This window comes from Pedobacter hiemivivus, from assembly GCF_005144565.1.
Lineage (GTDB): Bacteria > Bacteroidota > Bacteroidia > Sphingobacteriales > Sphingobacteriaceae > Pedobacter > Pedobacter hiemivivus.
Genome location: NZ_SWDX01000006.1, coordinates 178,613 through 196,200, shown reverse-complemented (window position 1 = coordinate 196,200; position 17,588 = coordinate 178,613). Strand labels below are relative to the sequence as shown.

The window sequence follows — 17,588 nt, the reverse complement described above, 5'->3', positions numbered from 1 at the left end:
CGTTACTAAGCTATTTAAAAAAACACATTTTCAGTATGGCTAGTTCTGGCCTATACTTGAAAGAGTAGATGTTAATCAGAGTTGTTTACCCAATTAGTTTTTGAGAGCGGGCATAATTTGTTTTTTTTAAAGTAAAATGAATAGCTTTATCAAATGATTGAAATTAAGTCTAGCATAAACATTCAGCAGATAAATCACCTATATAGAGAGTTGGCAGATTTATCTGGTAAGCAAATTCAGATTGACTTAAAGCTTCCCAAGGCAATACAGAAGCGAAATTTCGGAGTGGTGTTTTCTCTGTTGCAGTTTATTTGCACCTGGATACGGAATGAGGATTCGGGAGCACTGATTTTACCAGTGTCTACAGATGCAGAAGCCATCGATTACCTTACCAATGAATTTGTATATCCGAGTGTTGTGCTTTCCTGGGAAAAACAAATCCGGAATATTAATGGAGAGAACATACGATCTTTTCTAAAAGCTCCCAGCCAAGAGTATTACCGTAAGCTCGATTTCTTTGAGAATAAAGAGCGTGATTCGATTCCGGTATTTTGCTTTGATCATGATCTGAGTAAAAGAGGGAAGTCCCGTGTATTTTATGATGCAGAAAATCAGTTGCTCAGTGAGGCTTACCTGGATTTCACCTTGCATCCCGCGTTGGTAAAATTATCTAATCATTTTAATAAAAGAGTATTCAAGTCAGCTGTTAAAAATGAACTAAACTCGATTTATGGGATCATAAGTGAACTATTTACAAATACCCATGAACATGCCCGTACCAATGAAAAAGGCTTTAACCTTTATCCAAATTTAAGGTCATTATATATTAAGTTTCATAAGGCGCCGGTTCAGACCTATTTGCAGACGTATAAAGAGCTTCCAGGTTTGGTCAAGTTCTTCAACTCAGAATTTAAAGTCAATGACCAGAATGAGCTTTATCTGATAGAACTTTCTTTTTTAGATAGTGGTCCGGGATACGTGAAGCGCTTTACGGGAAGGTCTGATATAATCATGCCAATAGAACAGGAGGTAGAAATTATCAAGCAATGCCTTAGTATTCACAAAACATCGGCCCCTGAGTCCAATAAAAGTATAAAAGGATATGGACTGGATCGAATGCTTGAGCTACTGAATGGTAAAGGTTTTTTAAGGATCAAAACAGGTCATGCAGATGTGTTCCGCGATATGAAAAACGTAGCCCATATTAAGGATATCAAAAAATCTTCTGATATCGTACTTTATGATTGGTCAACCAACTCTGATGATAATTTTACAGTGAATCAGTGGTCTGAAGGAGCACTCATTTCAATTTTCTATCCTTTAGATTTCCTGCCATATGACTAATATGCTATTTATTTTTCAGTATATGGATTCTGTACATTTTCAAAGTCCTAAAAGCGTCACGGTGGTTTTTATACATCAGGAAAGTCTGGATAATCAGGGGTATGTTGCAGATGAGATCAAGAAGTTTTTCCAAATTAACACACTATCTGACTATGTCCTCGTATTGTTGCCAGATTATTTTAAAGCAGAACAGCAAGCTTGGTTCACCTCAGATAAAGAAAACACTTTTAAAAGGTTACCCGGAAAATCTGCGGAGTATTTTGAAGATCATTATTTTGTATATACCTATGATCAATCTAGTAAAAAGAAGTCTGTTTTAAAACCCATTATCATGAATCACGATGGTTTTTTCAAAAAAATGTTCAGGCATGGAAGTACAGAAATTTTTATAAAAAACGGGGGATTAGTTGAATCTTCGGTTGATCATCATTTTGTCTTCCCTTCGAAGAAACATTGTTCTAAATTTATCAGGACAGGAAATGTCTTGGGCAATAGCTCTGAAGTTTTTTTTATTGCCTATCAATTGATGCCTTATTTTCTTGATCGGCAGACGGTGTATTGCGATACGTCTTCGATAAATGTCTTGCCGTTTGCGGTTTACGAGTTTCAAAGGAGATTTAAAATAGAATATCAGTTTCCAAATGTCCATAGTTTCATTTCTTATGAAGTGTTTGAATCTCGGAAAACTCCCTTTGGTTCAAATGACCTAATTTTGATTTCCAGTTCTACTTCTGGCAATATTATAGACCGGATGTTAAAGCAACGGCTTGCTGTCAAAGAACAAATGCTGCTAATTTATTATTTAGGTTCTTTAGAAAGGTATCTCGAGCATGAAAATAACATTATGTGCAACCTCAGCCAGGATGGGAAGAATTTTATAACTGGAATTGAACCTTTTGAAACCTATCCAAACGAGGAAGCCTGTCAGCTGTGCAAAAATAATTCTTATCCAATTAGTATAGAAGGAGATGTATTTCTAACAGTAAAACCAAAGCTTAAGAAATTATTACTGACCGCTACCGCTAAACATGTACCTAAATTTCTTAATGATTTTTTAAAGCAGTATAGGGTTAATAAATCAGCGGACCCTAATAAGGCAATAATCAGGGCTTATTATAAAGAAACGACTGACGATCCTGATGCTAATTACGAGACTTATATTGATACGTCTAAAATTTACGATACAGGTTGTTTTAAGGCAAAACTGAACCGTTTAATTAATAAGCATGTTCCAGCAAACACAAAATATTTAATACATCTTCCGGATGAGAGCTCAAAAAGATTAGCGGAAATAATCAAGAGCAGCGCTTCCTGGAAAGATGAACCCGATACACTAAAATTGGATAGTGAGCTGGCAAGGTCTCTTGTCAATAAGGAGGGATGTGCAGTAATTGTTGCATCATGTATCGTTACCGGGAAGAACCTGTTGCACGTAAGCAGGATGATGCGTGCTTTTGATCAGCTCAGTTTAGTTTATTTTATTGGTGTTTTAGGGACTAATAATATTGATTACCTTGACACACTTAAAAAGAACTTAACCAAAGGAAAGGATAATAGCCATGAACGTCAGTTTATTTCTGTAGAAACGATTTATTGTGCTCTCGATAAATACAACACGAACTGGGCTAGGGAGAAGGTATTTCTGGAAGAAAAGGTTCTTCCAGAAATGGACGATCAAGGGCCCCTCTATACTTTTTTTAAGCAACGCCTGGAAGTACTACGAGATAATAAGGAGTCGGTTGGTTTAGCAGAGACTATATTTCTACGAACTCATCAAGATGAGGTGCTTTATTTGCGGAAGAGCTTTGCATTTTGGGATTTTGATTATCATGAAAATGAGATATTTCAATCTGAGGTATTCTTTACTATCAATAGTATTATCAACCATCTAGAAAATAAGGAGATTACTTCAGACGAATCCCTTCAACAGTCTAATTATGTGAGAACCCTTTTGTCCACCGAAAATTTTCAGCGATTTAATGATGGCATTATACAAGCCTCCCTTTTACGTTCCTCCAAGCCGGAATATCTTGCATATGATCTGGACAATGATTCAAGCAAACAGATGTCAACTTTGATTGAAAGTCAGATTGAAAAACACGAGTCTGAACACAGCGAAGCTTTAATGGAGTTTTTATTAGCAATTGGAATGAAGACTTTACGGCTCTCTAGGATAGATACATCCATTGTCTTGGAAAAAGCAAAAAAATGTCCTAATCTCTTAATCAGCGAATTTGCCAATATTATAGTCAAAGAACTTATGAAGGAGCACTTATTGTAATTGGAACTAAAAGTGTTCGATATCTAATGAAAAAGTCGAAGTGGTCGGTAATGCAAAACGGTGTCTCTAAGTTAATTGTTTATTTAGAAATACACCTTGTTTTAGTTCTTTTCAGAGGATTTAAGGAATAACCTTGAAAGGGAAGTCCTTTCTTAATCTGTTTCTCGAAGCACCAAACTAGTTCTGTTTCGCGCCTTTTACATTTTCAACATTTGGCCCAAATTTGCCCCAAGAAAAACCATTTTGATTTTTCTTGTAAGTTTGCGATAGCAAAATTGTTTGGAAGAGATTGTGCGATTTTTTTAAGCTGTATCACCAGCTTGTCTTGCATGTTCAAGGTCAATAAATCCATTGTCTTCATGCCATATATTGAAAACTACATCTTAATTTATGATGTCAAGGTTAATACTAACCGTTCTATTTAAATTAATCTGCTGGGGTTTGATTTGACGATTGTAGTCGCATTTTTAACTGGTTTGATTGGATTGGGCTATGGTTATTATAGTTTTGCGAGTGATCCTGGTTATTTTACGGTTGGGCGGTATTTGCCTAAAAATCTGTTAGATGTCAGGGATTTTGTGGTTGTTGGCTCTATGCATAATTTTAGTTATATCGGTGGTGCTACGGAGTTACTACTTGCGATTTATTTTTCTATAAGGAGGAAGTGGAGCGGAGAATATCAGCAAAGCTGATTTGATTTTGCTATAGTTAGGTTTGAGTTATATGTAGTTTGTCCTTACAATTACTTTAAGTAGTATTGGTGAGGATTAACGCTTATTAAAAATGAGAAAACGGTACTAGTTTCGCTCTCAATACTTTCCTTGTTGTTTCTTCAGGTTGACGTTGTGCTTGTATAACTTATATATTTTTGATTTGAAATATTATGTGTATTTAATTATTAATAATTTTCTGTATTTTTATTAAAACAATACTAATGTACAGTTCTCAAATTCTACTTTACTTCCTACTATTGATCTTGTTAGGGTGCCGTAATAAAGATCAATCGGAATCATCTACCGTTAATCCAATCACATCGTCCTTAAGCAGAAGTAATAGCGGTGCGGAAGACAATGAAGACTCTTCCGAGGAATATCTTGATGGTGAATATTGCGCTTCTATCAATTATTATAATCCAGATACAGGAACTCAGTCGAGCTATACGCTAACAGTGGAAGTTAGTGGTGGGGAGTTAGTTCTTATTCATTGGCCAAATGGAGGCTGGCTAGATGATTCTCATTTTAACCCACCAACTTTGGAAAGTGATGGTTCTTGTGAATTTACTTCTTATGACGGCAAGCAATATGATATTCAAATTGAAGAAGAAGGTAGCTGTGGTAATTATTCAAAGGCACCTGTTATTGAAGAAGAGAAAGAAGGTGATGAGAACTTGTTGGAGAATACTGAGGAGGAGAATAGTGAAGAGGCGGAAGATAATGCAGTTGTTAAATATAATTGTTTAAAAAGGACTATTTGTCCTTGCTAAGCATTAATAAAATAGGATTCAAACATAATAATTTAGACTTAAGATGGCAAGTATTACCCCTAGAGCTAGAGTCATAGAAGATTCTGTACATCTTGAAAAAAATATATCAACGTATTTATGTTTGCTATTAGGAATAGATCTTAAGACAACGAAACTATTTAAATCGGAAGCCATGAGTTTTGACGTAAAGTTGAATTTGCTTCTCGAGTTAAATTATTTTGACAAACTTAAAAGAGAGAAGTTTAGGCGTTTTTCTGAAATCAGAAATAAGTTTGCGCATCTAGCAGATGTTATAACTTTTACTGATTGTTATGAACGACTAGGAGGAATCGAAAATCATTTTAAACGTTGGTATCCGAGCGCTGCAATTAAAAAATCAGGAGAAGATCTTAATAAAGAGTACTACAATTTATTAAAGACAGATTTATTTGAAGACATAACAGACTTTACTGAGTATTTCGATTCTACGAAGAAAAAAGAATTAGAAGTTAAGGAAAAGGCAGAAAGGTATAGCCTAATTCTTAAGGAAATGAACAAATTAGCCAAAACTGGAACAGAACAAAGGAGAATTTTTCAATATATAAAAAGAAGGGTTCAAGAAACAATGCGTAATTCTTTCGAATATTGAAATCTATTATTTTTTGATTTTCAATCACAACTTAGGTGGTCGTAATAGGATAAGACTACAATACGAATTTTATCGAATTAATATTTTTATATATTTATGTTTTAGCATCTTAACTCTAAGATAACGAATGACAAATCAAATGATCGCATTTGCAGATGAGTTTGGGAATAACTCATTTGAATTTTCCAGTCAGTCAACACACTTTATAGTTTCGAGTATAATTGTAGGTAGTGATAAACTCGACCTGCTAGAGAACCAACTTGAACAGATAAGAAAAAGATATTTTCAGACTGGTGAAATAAAATCAAATAAAGTGGGACCTAACCACAATAGAAGGTTGTTGATACTTAGAGATTTTTGTGAACTGGATTTTTCAATTTATGCCTTAATTATCGACAAAAAGAAACTCTATGGTGAAGGGTTTAGGCATAAGCAGTCCTTTTATAAATATTTAAACGGTCTTTTATATAAAGAACTGTATAAAACTTTTCCTAGTCTGATTTTATTTGTTGACGAGCATGGTTCTAATGATTACATGAAGAGCTTTAAGAATTATGTTAAAAAAAATCATATCAGTAATTTATTTGGAGGCTCTGAGTTTGAAATAAAAGATAGTACAGAAAAGATTGGAATTCAACTTGCTGATTTTATTGCAGGTACATTGGGTTATATTTATGATGAAAATAAAAAAAGTGATTCTAGTCCATTGCTTTTAAAAGCAATAGAAAAAAAAATTAATAGTATTAGTTCTTTTCCAAGAGAATATCATAATTATGAGCTAAATGGAAATGACAGTGATAATAGTTTCGATCCAGTAATTTCGCAGTTAGGACAAAGTAGAGCCATTGATTTTATTGAAAAGACTCGAGCAACTGGGCAAGAAGAATTGGATCAGGTGAATTGTGTAAAGTTACTTCTACTATATTATAGGACACACGATCATAAGAGGTTTATATCTACAAAAGAGATATTGAGCCATCTAAATATTAATAGAGAGAGCGAATTGAAGGAACAATATTTTAGGACGAAAGTTATTGGAAAAATAAGGGATAAAGGTGTTATAATATCGAGTAGTACTATTGGCTATAAACTTCCTAGCAGCACTGCAGATATAAAGAAGTTTATTAACCAGGGGAAAAAGATAATACTTCCAATGCTGAATAGAATTAAGATATGTCAACAAGCTTTGAAGTTGGCGACAAATAATGAAATTGACATATTAGATAATGATGATTTTAAAATGTTAAAAGAGATTATTAATGGGTGGAAATGAATTAAAAGTTAACTCGCTGTGTCTCTTTTACCGTGTACTTTCTGGTTTTATCTGTGTTAAAGCCATGATAAAAATGAAGATTTTTAAAGATATTTACAAAAGATACCGTAGAAAATGGCGAACCAAAAGGTTAAATTTAAGATTGAAGGTCGCCGCGTGTATGTAAATGCGTGGCAAGAGCACTGAAATGTTTTATATGGCGAGCTTGAAGAGTAATAGGATTATTTATGCACTATTAGTTATTGTTGTAATAGCGCTCGGTATTATATCCAGAAAAGTAACCGTAATACCATTAATTGTTGGCGATATATTATATGCGGTAATGATGTTTTTTTTGATAAAATTTCTTCTGATCCAATTGCGTTACTGGAAGGTTGCATTAATTAGTTTGTCAATCTGTTATTTTATTGAAATTAGTCAGCTCTATCATGCTCCGTGGATTAATCAGATACGAAATACGACCATAGGTGCATTGGTTCTTGGAAGAGGTTTTCTCTGGAGTGATATGATTGCCTACGCCGTCGGAACAGCTATTGTATACTTTACTACGCTAAGCTCAAGTAGAGGAGTATAACTTTTCACTTTTCCACTCATGCTCAATATTTGTCATTAACAAGGCATTGTCAAAGGTTACAGAACCTTTTGGGAAAACCTCTTCGTTTTCGAAGAAACTTGATTTTACTTTCAATACCTCTAGTGGCCGAACTTCCCAGTTGTATGTATTTAATTTAAGTCCTTCAAATTTGTCTTTGTTGGGTGAATAACCCAGTTCGCCACTTTTAAAGAAGTTAGATGCATCGTGTAGCGTCTCGAAAATAGAGTTATCGTTAAAAGTTTTAGATTCAACTGCATCAATCAGCGTTTCAGTATCATCTGAACTCTTGAAGTCAATATGATAATTTCCATTTCCTTCCTTTACATTGAACTTTGCATAATAATGTTTACCTGGAAATAGTCGACCACCTACAAGTGTATTGAATCTTAAAGAAGTATCTCTTCGTGGAATGTAAACGCCTGTTTTGGTTTCGCCATTCTCATCCCATTCAACTGCAATTCTGTGCGCCCCATTCTCTGAGTTTATTCCAACAAATGCCGGTAAGCCCTTAGGTTTTATATTTTTAAGTCTGATCAGACAAATCCCTACAATAGCCTTTTTTTTATAGATAATAGGTCTGAATGGAAATGGGAGGATTTCCTCTATTGTTTTAGGGTCAGCGGTAAAATTGATTAGAATTCGCCGCTCTATGTAGCCGTGTATGATTGGAATTTTCATTTAATTTTGGAGAAATAGGATGGAATGAATTCTTGAATATATGTATAATAACAGATATTTGAATCTAATTAAAGTATGAAGATATTTCAAACAACTATCGCAATAAGAGCAAGAAAGAGGGGATTTCATTTGATTACTGATGAGATATTTAGGGCCTTACCAGAAATTAAGACACTTAATGTCGGTATTTGCCAGGTATTTATCCAACATACCTCGGCTTCGCTCACGATAAATGAAAATGCAGATCCAACAGTCAGGAAGGATTTTGAAATGTTTTTCAATAAAGCTGTGCCAGAAAATGATCCTGATTATGAACATGATTATGAGGGAGCTGATGATATGCCTGCACATTTAAAATCATCTCTTTTGGGAAGCTCAGTAAGCCTGCCTATCAGTAAAGGAAAGTTCGCATTAGGTACCTGGCAAGGGATTTACCTTTGTGAACATCGTGATTATGGCGGAGAAAGAAAATTAGTGATAACAGCCTGGGGTGAGAATATATGATTAATAATCATCAAAAATAGCAACCACAAGACCCGTTCTATTGGGTTAAATTTAGTTGTTTTAAAGTCTAATCAAGAAGCTGTTTTAGGCAAGAATAATTTATTTACAGTGAGAGAGGTCGATGTAAGTGATGCGTATTTGTACTAGTTTTTGTTTTTATGAGATTAAAAAACAATATTTGAGCTAACCAAACCACCAATCGCTCTTACATGATTAAAACAGTAACGGGGTGTCCAGCTATTGGCACTATGAAAAATAAAATAAGCTATTCAAATTTTGTGAATGCTAAATGCACGCTATTCTTTACATTTTTTCTCTTTTCTCTTACTACCTTCGGCCAAAGTCAGAGTAATATAATTAAGAAAACAGAATGGAATGGTATGGTTTCTTTCGTCAGTAAATACGGTGTGATGTTTCAGAATCAATTTGGGCAAACACTGGAACTATCAGACAACAATACAGCGATGATCATTGGTACTCCCAAGGTAGATTTTGCTATTGTAAACATAGATGGAAAGCTTACTCAGAAGTGGATTACACCATTAAAAGGATATCCCTTAGGGATAGGAAAATTTCATGGAGCCATTTTAGTGATTGCAGCTGCGGATAAGGGATTTGCTAATAACATGACGCCCATATATAAGGCTTATGTGCTGGAGGAGCAGACAGGTAAATTGATTTCTGAAAAGATAATTTATGAAGGAAATGAAGATTATCTTGAAGATCATGATTTGTTTTTTGCAAAAGACGGAAGCTATTTTATGATGTCTGTAAGACATACAGAAAAGAAAAGGAAAGTTGGGATCTTCAATACCGAAAAGGCCGAGAGTGATTTTAAATCAACAACGAGTTTTACTTTAATAGATTTTGATCGTCAGTTAAACCAGCGGGAGAAAACCAATCCTGTTATCCCTAAAGGAGAGAGCTGGATGGTTTCAGATTATCAGAGTGGTCGTTTCTTAATTAGTGCGATAGATAAAGCGGCAGGTAAACTGAATGTGGCCACTTACGTAGCTAGTAGTCCAGATCCTTTAGTTACGGTTTCTATACCCATTGATCTTCATAAGTCTGGTGATATTTATTCGGCTAAAACAATTTCCGCTCCCGACTCTTTAATCAATTATATGGCTATAATTTATCTAAACCAAAATAGAGAAGTAGCTTTATCTGTGGCCAAAATCCACTTTAATACACGTACCTATAGCGTAATAAATGAGGTTTTTGACAAAAAACACATGAAAGAATTGAAAGACTCTTTCGTTGCATCAGATAAAAAAAATGACGATTTAACTTTCAGCTCGCCGAATTTTTTTGGGATAAGGTCTGTTGAGCTTTATGGAAACAAGTTGATGGTAGCGCTGTCATCAAGGTATGTGTCCAGTTATAATAAAATTGTAATCACAGCTGAGTCATCTATGTTGCTGAATGTTTATGATAAAAATCTGAAAAAACAATACCATCAATTTCTTCCAAGAGAATTTTATAACATGACAAATCAGGGGTTTGACGTTGCTTTTAACCTGAAAGGAAGTACGTTAAAGATGTTATATAATAAGAAGTCTAATGTTAATAGTGATGTAGTTCCTATTTATTCGGAAATGGATATTGAGAATGGAAAAATTTTAAAGATGAATAAAATAATGGGAGCAGAGACTAACGAAGACTACTTTATGAACACAAAATCAGTTAGTTGGATGGATCAATCCTGTGTAATTCCTTATCTAGATCGTCAACGTGCATTCTCTATTAAATTGGGAATGCAGATGCAATTGGTAAACCATTAAAATCGATTATCTTGTTTTTCTATTTAGTAAATATTAGCCGAGCTAAAATAGAGTTGGTTTAATGTATGATGTGTTCGCTGGTAAATCAAACCCAATGTTCCTGATTGTATATTAGAATTCAATTATGTAGTTTAGTCATATGAAAATTCGCTCTATTGTTTCAGTATTTACTATTTTCTTCAGCACAATCTTATTTGTTTCCTGCGATAATGCTCAGTCTCCTAAAGGCGCTGATACAACCTCGCCTTTTAAAAAGATCACTTACACGGAATGGAAAGAAGAAGCTAAAACTAACATTAGGCTTTTACCTAAATATGGTCACCTTCCTAAAACTGATGAGCAAAAAGATGCTGATCGAGAACTGATCGAGACTTATGTAAAACAGCAAGGAACGAGGTCTAAAGCCTCAGCTGTATTGATCGATTTGGGGTTTGATTATTTAGCTCGTATGGATATTAAAACTGCAATGTACCGATTTAACCAGGCTTGGCTATTGGATTCAACAAATGTAGATACATATTGGGGCTTTGGAGCTATATATCACACCTTAGGTGACTATAAGCGGGCAATGGAGCAATATGACATAGGGCTGAGCGTTGATCCTAAAAATCCTAGAATAATCACCGATAAGGCAACTGTTTATTTAGTTTATTATCAGCTCAACAATGATCTTAGTAACCTCATCAATGCTATAACGCTATTGGAGCAGTCGTATATTATAGATCCGCAAAATCAGAATACTTTATTTAAACTTTCCATTTGCTGGTTTTTAAAGAACGATTGCAAAAAGGCCAGGAGATATTATAAAGAATGTATGGATCTGGGGGGTAAACCAATTACATTGGAGTTTACTAATGCGCTCAAGGAAAAATGCAAAGAGAATTAATATCGATAAAGTACTTAAACGTTTTATATAGCAAGTTTGAAGAGTAAGAGGATTATTTATGCGCTATTAGTTATTGCTGTAATAGCTCTCGGTATTTTATCTAGAAAAGTAACCGTAATACCATTAATTGTTGGTAATATATTATATGCGGTAATGATGTTTCTTTTGATAAAATTTCTTCTGATCCAATTGCGGTACTGGAAGGTTGCATTAATTAGTTTGTCAATCTGTTATTTTATTGAAATTAGTCAGCTCTATCATGCTCCATGGATTAATCAGATGCGAAATACGACCATCGGTGCATTGGTTCTTGGACATGGTTTTCTCTGGAGTGATATGATTGCCTACACCATCGGCACAGCGATTTGTATACTTTATTATGCTAAGCTCAAGTAGGAGTACAGCTCTGTAAAATAGGATGATAATGATTATTCTACGTAAGTCTGAATATAGAATTAAAAGGAGGCCTCAGGCCAGTAAAATCAAAACTTATATCAATTAGAGAGGAAATGCAGTGCCTTAGTGATTTAATTGCGGGTTTACAATGAAATATTATCTTTGTATCAACGGATTAGCATTCATTATTCTTTAAATGACCTTTATCAAGTATCTAAATGGGTTTAGGGGGGGGGAATTAAGATGCTTTTATCGATTTTGTACGCTAAATAATTCACTTTCAAATAACGCTTTATTAATATCCGTTTCAGGTTTTAGGTATCTTAGTAAATATATACCCTGTGGTTCAACTTTATATTTTTGAAAACTGTCATTAATGTTCTTTTGAACATAAAACTCTATACTATAGATGGCATAAATCAATCTTGATTCGCCATATTTTACATAGTTTATGCCCAATGCAACAGGCATTTCTAATGTCAGGTAATCACTTTTATTATATTTATTGAACAATGAATCTAAATTGCACTTATAAGATAAATAGGTACTCATTGGTGTTAGGTACCACGTTTTATCATGAATTCGTATACTCGGATTATTTACAACGTTTTTTAGTAGTGGATGCCAATGTACTTTTGCAAATTGAAATAGCATATCTTCTGGAATTACATTATTCACTTTAAATAAGGCATTGTCTTTATCATGAAGCTTAAATGATAAAATAGGATATTGCTCTCCGTTGAATGTGTATATGCTTTGTTTGAGCGCAATATTTGAGGATATAATCTGGGAAAAAGTGAAAATTAAGCCTGTAAATCCAATTAAAATCGCAAGAAAATTTATTGCATATTGATACTTCTTTAATACCTCGTTAAATAGTTCAAAGTATCCTTTTTTCCTGCGACTCATATTTTTGTGTTTTGAGATGATGTCATTTTTAAAATTATTGACTGTTTATTTATTGCGTAAAATAGAGGTTCTCTTAATATCTGTAATAGGGTTCTGTTAGTGTTATGGCATTTTAAACTAACATCTTTAATGCAAGCACATGTTTGCAAATGCCCCTTTTACCCTGATAGGTTGTAAACCATTCACAAGTACATCTGTAGCCATTATGATCTATTACTACTTTGTGTACTACACCAGATCCTTTTACATTTGCTTCCACATATCCATCTTTTTTTTCTACAATTGTAACATCCGAATTTTCAATTAGCTTTTTAGCATTCTTAAGTCTAGGGTTCAAACTAAGGATCCGTTCTGTTTTAAATGGTAGTTGTCTGTAAAAATGACTTCTGGCCATCACGTCATAACCTAACAATCCGATAGACGACAAGCTTGATGTAAGCTGATCCATTGTACCGGAGTCAATATCATGCTCAATGGATAGCAAGGTTGGATCAAAGGTCTCGTTAGACTTTAACAAGCTGTTCAATCCGTACATCCATTCAACAGGTAGATTTTCGGTCATATGTTCCAGGGCTTTTCCCTCACCAGAAAAACCACGATAAGCATCTGGTGAAAATGCCATAAGTAATTGCATTTTACCAAATTCACATACTATTGCACAGGTTTCACGATCTGCTGACTCGTAGACATAGATCTTATCTACTATAGCTAGAATCCCTTCAAGCAAGCGTAACCTGTGCATGCCTCCAATACGAGCCCCATCTGCAGTTGCTAAGGTTGAAAACATGAATTTGCCAGCCCTTTTAGTAATGAAGAAATCTCCTTTCACATTGCCTTTTGGCAAGGTCTGAAAAAGCTGTATCGTCTGGATTTTACTCAGTTCAAACCTAAGGTCCGTATCTGCCAGGTAAAGCTGCACGCTGGTTAAGCCCTTTATCCAACGCATCGGCAAAGTCACCTTCTTCTCTGTCACTTTAGTGTTGGCCGTTATCACCTGCATATCCTGCTGGCCGACAGCAAGTGTCACTTTCTCATTCTTTTGAATACTGTTCAGTGCATTGAGCATCGGGTCGTTAAAATCAACATTGGTCGTGCCAGTCGCAATAAACTCCCCATCAATAGCTTCCGGCTTCATATCGAGCCTTACGTAAACACCATTACAGGAAGAGAAACCTTCAAAGCGGATTCTTTCTGTTCCTGCGGAAACAATTGGATCACGTAGACTTGCTGGGATAGGACCGAAGCTTGAACGAACCACCTTAGCAATTGTGCTCCAGCATTTAGCCGTTACGTAAGGATCGGTTAGGCTACCCCAAAAGAAACAGGGGATATTGTTTACGGTTTCGATTTCTGTTTGGTGAGCGAGCACCAGACTGCTTATGCCTTTGGATTTTGTATAGGTTGAAATGCCTTTATATTGAATTTGTAAGTCGGTCATGATTGGTCTATTTAATGATTTGTTTAATCAATGCCTTTAGTGTGGCATTGTCTTTCCATTTGTTGTAAAAAGCGATTGAGATAGCTGAAGGTTGTTGATTTGTTTTGTACAGCACATCAATATAATGCTCTACCATTTTCTTAAAGTTAACAGGCAGCTTTTCGACATCAGTCAGGTGTTTAAAAATACCTTCCATTAACTGTAGATAAGCAGAATTGTGTAATGGAGACACATCTTTTAAGGTACCAATACTATCTGCCAGACGTAAAAAAGCACCGTATTTGTTTGAAGAAAGATAACCTAACTTCTCCGCAAGCAACTCCAGATCGACAGCCTGTTGCTCTATCAGGTTAATGAGTACCTCGGCAGCCATTAAACGAATGTCTTTCTTGCTCTGGAAAAAGGTGCAGGCAAATACCAACATGGTCAAATCAGAATAGGGGAAGCCGCCCTTGTTCAACAGGTTTAAAAAACCTTTCAGTTCTTTCCCACCTTTATCTGCGTGGGAGCAAGAGGAGTTGATCAGGAAGCTAGACAAGGCATCCGCATTTTGTGGCATCAGGCTGTGCCAGTAGTATACATTTCCCTCACTGCCCATTATATATTCCCAAGAGTCCTTCTTGCCATATACATCCAGGCCGTACAAACAATAATCGGGTACATTTTGATATCCTGAAACATGGAAACTGAGTTCGTACCATGAAGGTGACCGTTCTTTTTGCTTTGTTTGGTAATTGATATATTCATTCCATCGCTCCTTAATTTCTAACTCCGGTTTAAAGGGCGCGACCACAAATGGATAGTCCTTAAGGTAAGTGTCTTCAAACTGTGAAAAAGTCTCTTGAGGATAATAAGTCCGTGCGGCTACACTCTTTATGCTCCTATAGTCAGTATCAGTATCACCTTTTACTTTAGAAACCAGTTTACCTAATATGGAGGCTGGCTTAAATGTAATCTCTTTAGTCGTTCCAAGACAAAATGCCATCAGATTCTTTAGTTCACCTGTAAGTTGGTTTAATAGCGGGATGGCCTCCTCTGTTTGTTCACGTGGCATCCTGCCGATAGCAATGTTTAGGTCCAGATAGTTGATCTTAATATCGTTCTGTTGCCGGGTAATCAGCCTTTCCATTAAAACTTTTGGCGCTATCCAATGTGGTTTGTGTGTTGGAAATGAAAGCATTGGTAGGTTTAGGTTGCTGTTGATTTGCTCTTGTGCTGCATGCAGCATCGGCTTGATTAGCAATAAGGTCCTGGTTTTATGGTAGGCATTATCCTTTATCTTGAACTGATAATTCATATCGTACATCTTTTGTTGCAGGAAAACACTGGCATAAGCCTTATGGATGCTTTCAAAATAGCTCTTCTCCAATTGCTTTTTATAGGGATCAAGCTGTGTGGAATAATCTGCTGGAAACAGGTGTTTTTGGGTGATGTAAGTATTTAGTAATAGTTCTGTGTCTAAAACTTCGTCTGAATTGATAAAGCTTCCAAATAAATAAACAATGTCGTTCCAGTCTTTGGGGAGTACCACTTCTTCTATTAATACTTTTTTTGTTGTAGCTGCAAAATGATATGTTTCTGATAAGTCGACATGTGCGGTCTGCGCAGCTTTTGGTAGCAGTTCTCCTAAGTTCAGAGGGATATTTCCTTGCATTAGAGAAGTGTAACCGGCTAGCTTTTCCTGTAGATCCTTGTCTTTAGCAGATGCGATTTTTAGCAGTACTTTGGTAGCCCTTTCTTGTAGATTCAGATCCGGGATAATATAAATATCAGCAATTAGGGAGCTGACTTTTTTATTCAGTTTCGGATACAGCTTATTCATTTTTTCTAAAACCGGAAGCACAGTTTTTATGGCAGCTTTATTGTCGTTCCCCATCATAACGGGCTCCAACCAATCCAGAAAAGATGAAGCATTGAACTTTTTGTGTTCATACATCTTTTTTACCAGTTCCATAGCAAAATTCACTATAGGAGCATAGGAATAGTGTAAACAAGCAAATATGCTTTCCTGGTACTGCATCAGCTCATCAGGTTCCAGGTTTAGGCTGGCTAACCTTTTTCTAAAGAAAGACTTAAGGTTATTGTTCCAGTCTTTGGTCTGCATCAAGATCGTTTCTGATATGAATTGCTTGCGGTCCAATTTACCTTCCTGCAGTAAAGCGTCGTAAATGATTTCCCAGGCGCTAAACTCATTGTATGCCTGCTGGTCATTATCCCTGAAAAATAGGTTGTGCAGATTGGTTTCATAGTTGAATAATTCTTGAACATCTCGTTCGTAAGCCAACTTATCGTTTGTGATATATTGTATATATTCTCTAATTTTAATCTTTGAGTTCCATTGATTAAAGTTCGAGATAGTTAATGCATATAATTCTGGCGACCAAATTAGCAACCCCTTGCTTTCCAGGAAACGGAGCACAAGATAGTCAAAACGCATCCATCCATTTCGACGGGATTTTTCCAGTATAAAATCTGCTATCCAGTTGGGTGAAGACCACTGGAGCACAGCTGTAATTTCTGGTTCCTCAGCTCTCTTTAAAAGCTCAAAGACCTCATCCCATGGATTTATATCAGTTTTATTGAAAAGGGCTAGGGCACTGAGTAGAATGATTTCCTTTTGATACACATCTCCACGAACACCCCATTGCGAATGGTGTGCTTGTGCTGGTTTGGCTCCGGGGTCCTTACTTAGGTCTACATAATCTACCCAGTAGCGTTTGCTTTTCCTGACCTGCTTTTTGAGTGCTTCCAGATTTCCTTTAGAATGTTCTTTTAAAAAGGGTAGGAGATCGGCTACCTTTCCGGATTTGACAAGCGCATCGTAAATACCAAGAATCTCATTGATATTAGTCGATGATGTGTTTTTGCTATTCGTAACTTTTGGACTAATTACTACATCGCCATTCTCGGAGTAACCTTTTTTTACTTTCTCGTTTAATAACTTTTCAGCTACTTTCAGGCATTCATCGCCGTCAGTAAAAGTTTTGGTTTGAGAGGTTCCGCTTGTACCATTCCTGCCGTATGTGACTGTGTATTCGGAGCCGTTTACTTCAATTTGCCAGAATTTATCTGAGGTGCCATCAATGTATTTAAGGTGTTTTTTCATATTTCCGTCGTACGCCAGTTAATACTAGAAATAGAGTTTCAAGGGTTAAAAGCGTTGTTAGTTTGTAATCGCAATTTAAGATTTATGAAGACATTAAGAAACCCGTAAATTTAAAAGATTGAATACTTAAAGGCGCATGTCGCTGGCATGGAATAGCGATACTTAATCATAGTTGTTTTCAGTGAGCGTAAGTTTATGCATGGTGTATGTACTAGGTATCTAAATTACAAATGTAAACTGAGAGTTATCAAAAAAACACTATTTTGGTTTCCTATTATATACT

15 protein-coding genes are annotated in these 17,588 nt (G+C 35.6%); 11 read left to right on the top strand and 4 right to left on the bottom strand.

Features of this window, described 5'->3' with window-relative positions:
• Nucleotides 1-153 precede the first annotated feature (153 nt).
• From FBD94_RS16730 to FBD94_RS16700, 7 genes are all read left to right on the top strand, one after another.
• A complete protein-coding gene (locus FBD94_RS16730; protein ID WP_136881049.1) occupies nucleotides 154-1,344 on the top strand; it encodes a hypothetical protein in 1,191 nt (396 codons plus the stop codon).
• A 1-nt stretch (nucleotide 1,345) separates the two neighbouring features.
• Complete coding sequence (locus FBD94_RS16725; RefSeq protein WP_136881048.1) at nucleotides 1,346-3,625, top strand: hypothetical protein; 2,280 nt, start codon at nucleotides 1,346-1,348, stop codon at nucleotides 3,623-3,625.
• A gap of 446 nt (nucleotides 3,626-4,071) precedes the next feature.
• Nucleotides 4,072-4,317, top strand: a complete 246-nt coding sequence (locus FBD94_RS16720) for a hypothetical protein (RefSeq protein ID WP_136881047.1) — start codon at nucleotides 4,072-4,074, stop codon at nucleotides 4,315-4,317.
• Between the two features lie 284 nt (nucleotides 4,318-4,601).
• Nucleotides 4,602-5,108, top strand: coding sequence for a hypothetical protein (locus tag FBD94_RS16715; protein WP_136881046.1), 507 nt, complete (start codon nucleotides 4,602-4,604; stop codon nucleotides 5,106-5,108).
• 43 nt (nucleotides 5,109-5,151) lie between these two features.
• Complete coding sequence (locus FBD94_RS16710; protein WP_136881045.1) at nucleotides 5,152-5,736, top strand: hypothetical protein; 585 nt, start codon at nucleotides 5,152-5,154, stop codon at nucleotides 5,734-5,736.
• 139 nt (nucleotides 5,737-5,875) lie between these two features.
• On the top strand, nucleotides 5,876-7,009 hold the full coding sequence (locus FBD94_RS16705) for a DUF3800 domain-containing protein (protein WP_136881165.1): 1,134 nt from the start codon (nucleotides 5,876-5,878) through the stop codon (nucleotides 7,007-7,009).
• Between the two features lie 196 nt (nucleotides 7,010-7,205).
• Nucleotides 7,206-7,583, top strand: coding sequence for a ribosomal maturation YjgA family protein (locus FBD94_RS16700; RefSeq protein WP_136881044.1), 378 nt, complete (start codon nucleotides 7,206-7,208; stop codon nucleotides 7,581-7,583).
• Here the strand turns inward: FBD94_RS16700 and FBD94_RS16695 are convergent.
• Entirely contained in the window at nucleotides 7,566-8,282 is a 717-nt protein-coding gene (locus tag FBD94_RS16695; protein WP_136881043.1) for a DUF2071 domain-containing protein, read from the bottom strand. The two genes, FBD94_RS16700 and FBD94_RS16695, sit on opposite strands and share 18 nt — an antisense overlap.
• 75 nt (nucleotides 8,283-8,357) lie before the next feature.
• Between FBD94_RS16695 and FBD94_RS16690 the strand changes: the two genes are divergently transcribed.
• The 4 genes from FBD94_RS16690 (at nucleotide 8,358) to FBD94_RS26470 (ending at nucleotide 11,852) form a co-directional block, all read left to right on the top strand.
• A complete protein-coding gene (locus tag FBD94_RS16690) occupies nucleotides 8,358-8,786 on the top strand; it encodes a secondary thiamine-phosphate synthase enzyme YjbQ (protein WP_136881042.1) in 429 nt (142 codons plus the stop codon).
• 248 nt (nucleotides 8,787-9,034) lie between these two features.
• A complete protein-coding gene (locus FBD94_RS16685) occupies nucleotides 9,035-10,570 on the top strand; it encodes a hypothetical protein (RefSeq protein WP_136881041.1) in 1,536 nt (511 codons plus the stop codon).
• Nucleotides 10,571-10,709: 139 nt separating this feature from the next.
• The gene (locus tag FBD94_RS16680; protein ID WP_136881040.1) at nucleotides 10,710-11,456 is read left to right on the top strand and encodes a tetratricopeptide repeat protein; all 747 of its coding nucleotides are present in this window, start codon (nucleotides 10,710-10,712) and stop codon (nucleotides 11,454-11,456) included.
• Between the two features lie 36 nt (nucleotides 11,457-11,492).
• Nucleotides 11,493-11,852 (top strand): ribosomal maturation YjgA family protein, encoded by a 360-nt coding sequence (locus tag FBD94_RS26470; RefSeq protein ID WP_136881039.1) that lies wholly within the window; start codon nucleotides 11,493-11,495, stop codon nucleotides 11,850-11,852.
• Nucleotides 11,853-12,101: 249 nt separating this feature from the next.
• Here FBD94_RS26470 and FBD94_RS16670 read toward each other — a convergent pair whose 3' ends face one another.
• The 3 genes from FBD94_RS16670 to FBD94_RS16660 all read right to left on the bottom strand — a co-directional run bounded on the left by FBD94_RS16670 (nucleotide 12,102) and on the right by FBD94_RS16660 (nucleotide 17,305).
• The gene (locus FBD94_RS16670) at nucleotides 12,102-12,761 is read right to left on the bottom strand and encodes a hypothetical protein (RefSeq protein WP_136881038.1); all 660 of its coding nucleotides are present in this window, start codon (nucleotides 12,759-12,761) and stop codon (nucleotides 12,102-12,104) included.
• Nucleotides 12,762-12,873: 112 nt separating this feature from the next.
• Complete coding sequence (locus FBD94_RS16665; protein ID WP_136881037.1) at nucleotides 12,874-14,199, bottom strand: SWIM zinc finger family protein; 1,326 nt, start codon at nucleotides 14,197-14,199, stop codon at nucleotides 12,874-12,876.
• 7 nt (nucleotides 14,200-14,206) lie between these two features.
• A complete protein-coding gene (locus FBD94_RS16660; protein WP_136881036.1) occupies nucleotides 14,207-17,305 on the bottom strand; it encodes a DUF6493 family protein in 3,099 nt (1,032 codons plus the stop codon).
• Nucleotides 17,306-17,588: the final 283 nt, after the last annotated feature.

What these genes read in the sequence shown, in the direction of transcription:
- FBD94_RS16730 (WP_136881049.1), top strand. Translation starts at nt 154, where the DNA reads ATGATTGAAATTAAGTCTAGCATAAACATTCAGCAGATAAATCACCTA.
- FBD94_RS16665 (WP_136881037.1), bottom strand. Translation starts at nt 14,199, where the DNA reads ATGACCGACTTACAAATTCAATATAAAGGCATTTCAACCTATACAAAA.
- FBD94_RS16660 (WP_136881036.1), bottom strand. Translation starts at nt 17,305, where the DNA reads ATGAAAAAACACCTTAAATACATTGATGGCACCTCAGATAAATTCTGG.
- FBD94_RS16685 (WP_136881041.1), top strand. Translation starts at nt 9,035, where the DNA reads ATGAAAAATAAAATAAGCTATTCAAATTTTGTGAATGCTAAATGCACG.
- FBD94_RS16700 (WP_136881044.1), top strand. Translation starts at nt 7,206, where the DNA reads ATGGCGAGCTTGAAGAGTAATAGGATTATTTATGCACTATTAGTTATT.
- FBD94_RS16670 (WP_136881038.1), bottom strand. Translation starts at nt 12,761, where the DNA reads ATGAGTCGCAGGAAAAAAGGATACTTTGAACTATTTAACGAGGTATTA.
- FBD94_RS16710 (WP_136881045.1), top strand. Translation starts at nt 5,152, where the DNA reads ATGGCAAGTATTACCCCTAGAGCTAGAGTCATAGAAGATTCTGTACAT.
- FBD94_RS16695 (WP_136881043.1), bottom strand. Translation starts at nt 8,282, where the DNA reads ATGAAAATTCCAATCATACACGGCTACATAGAGCGGCGAATTCTAATC.
- FBD94_RS16705 (WP_136881165.1), top strand. Translation starts at nt 5,876, where the DNA reads ATGATCGCATTTGCAGATGAGTTTGGGAATAACTCATTTGAATTTTCC.
- FBD94_RS16690 (WP_136881042.1), top strand. Translation starts at nt 8,358, where the DNA reads ATGAAGATATTTCAAACAACTATCGCAATAAGAGCAAGAAAGAGGGGA.
- FBD94_RS16680 (WP_136881040.1), top strand. Translation starts at nt 10,710, where the DNA reads ATGAAAATTCGCTCTATTGTTTCAGTATTTACTATTTTCTTCAGCACA.
- FBD94_RS16725 (WP_136881048.1), top strand. Translation starts at nt 1,346, where the DNA reads ATGCTATTTATTTTTCAGTATATGGATTCTGTACATTTTCAAAGTCCT.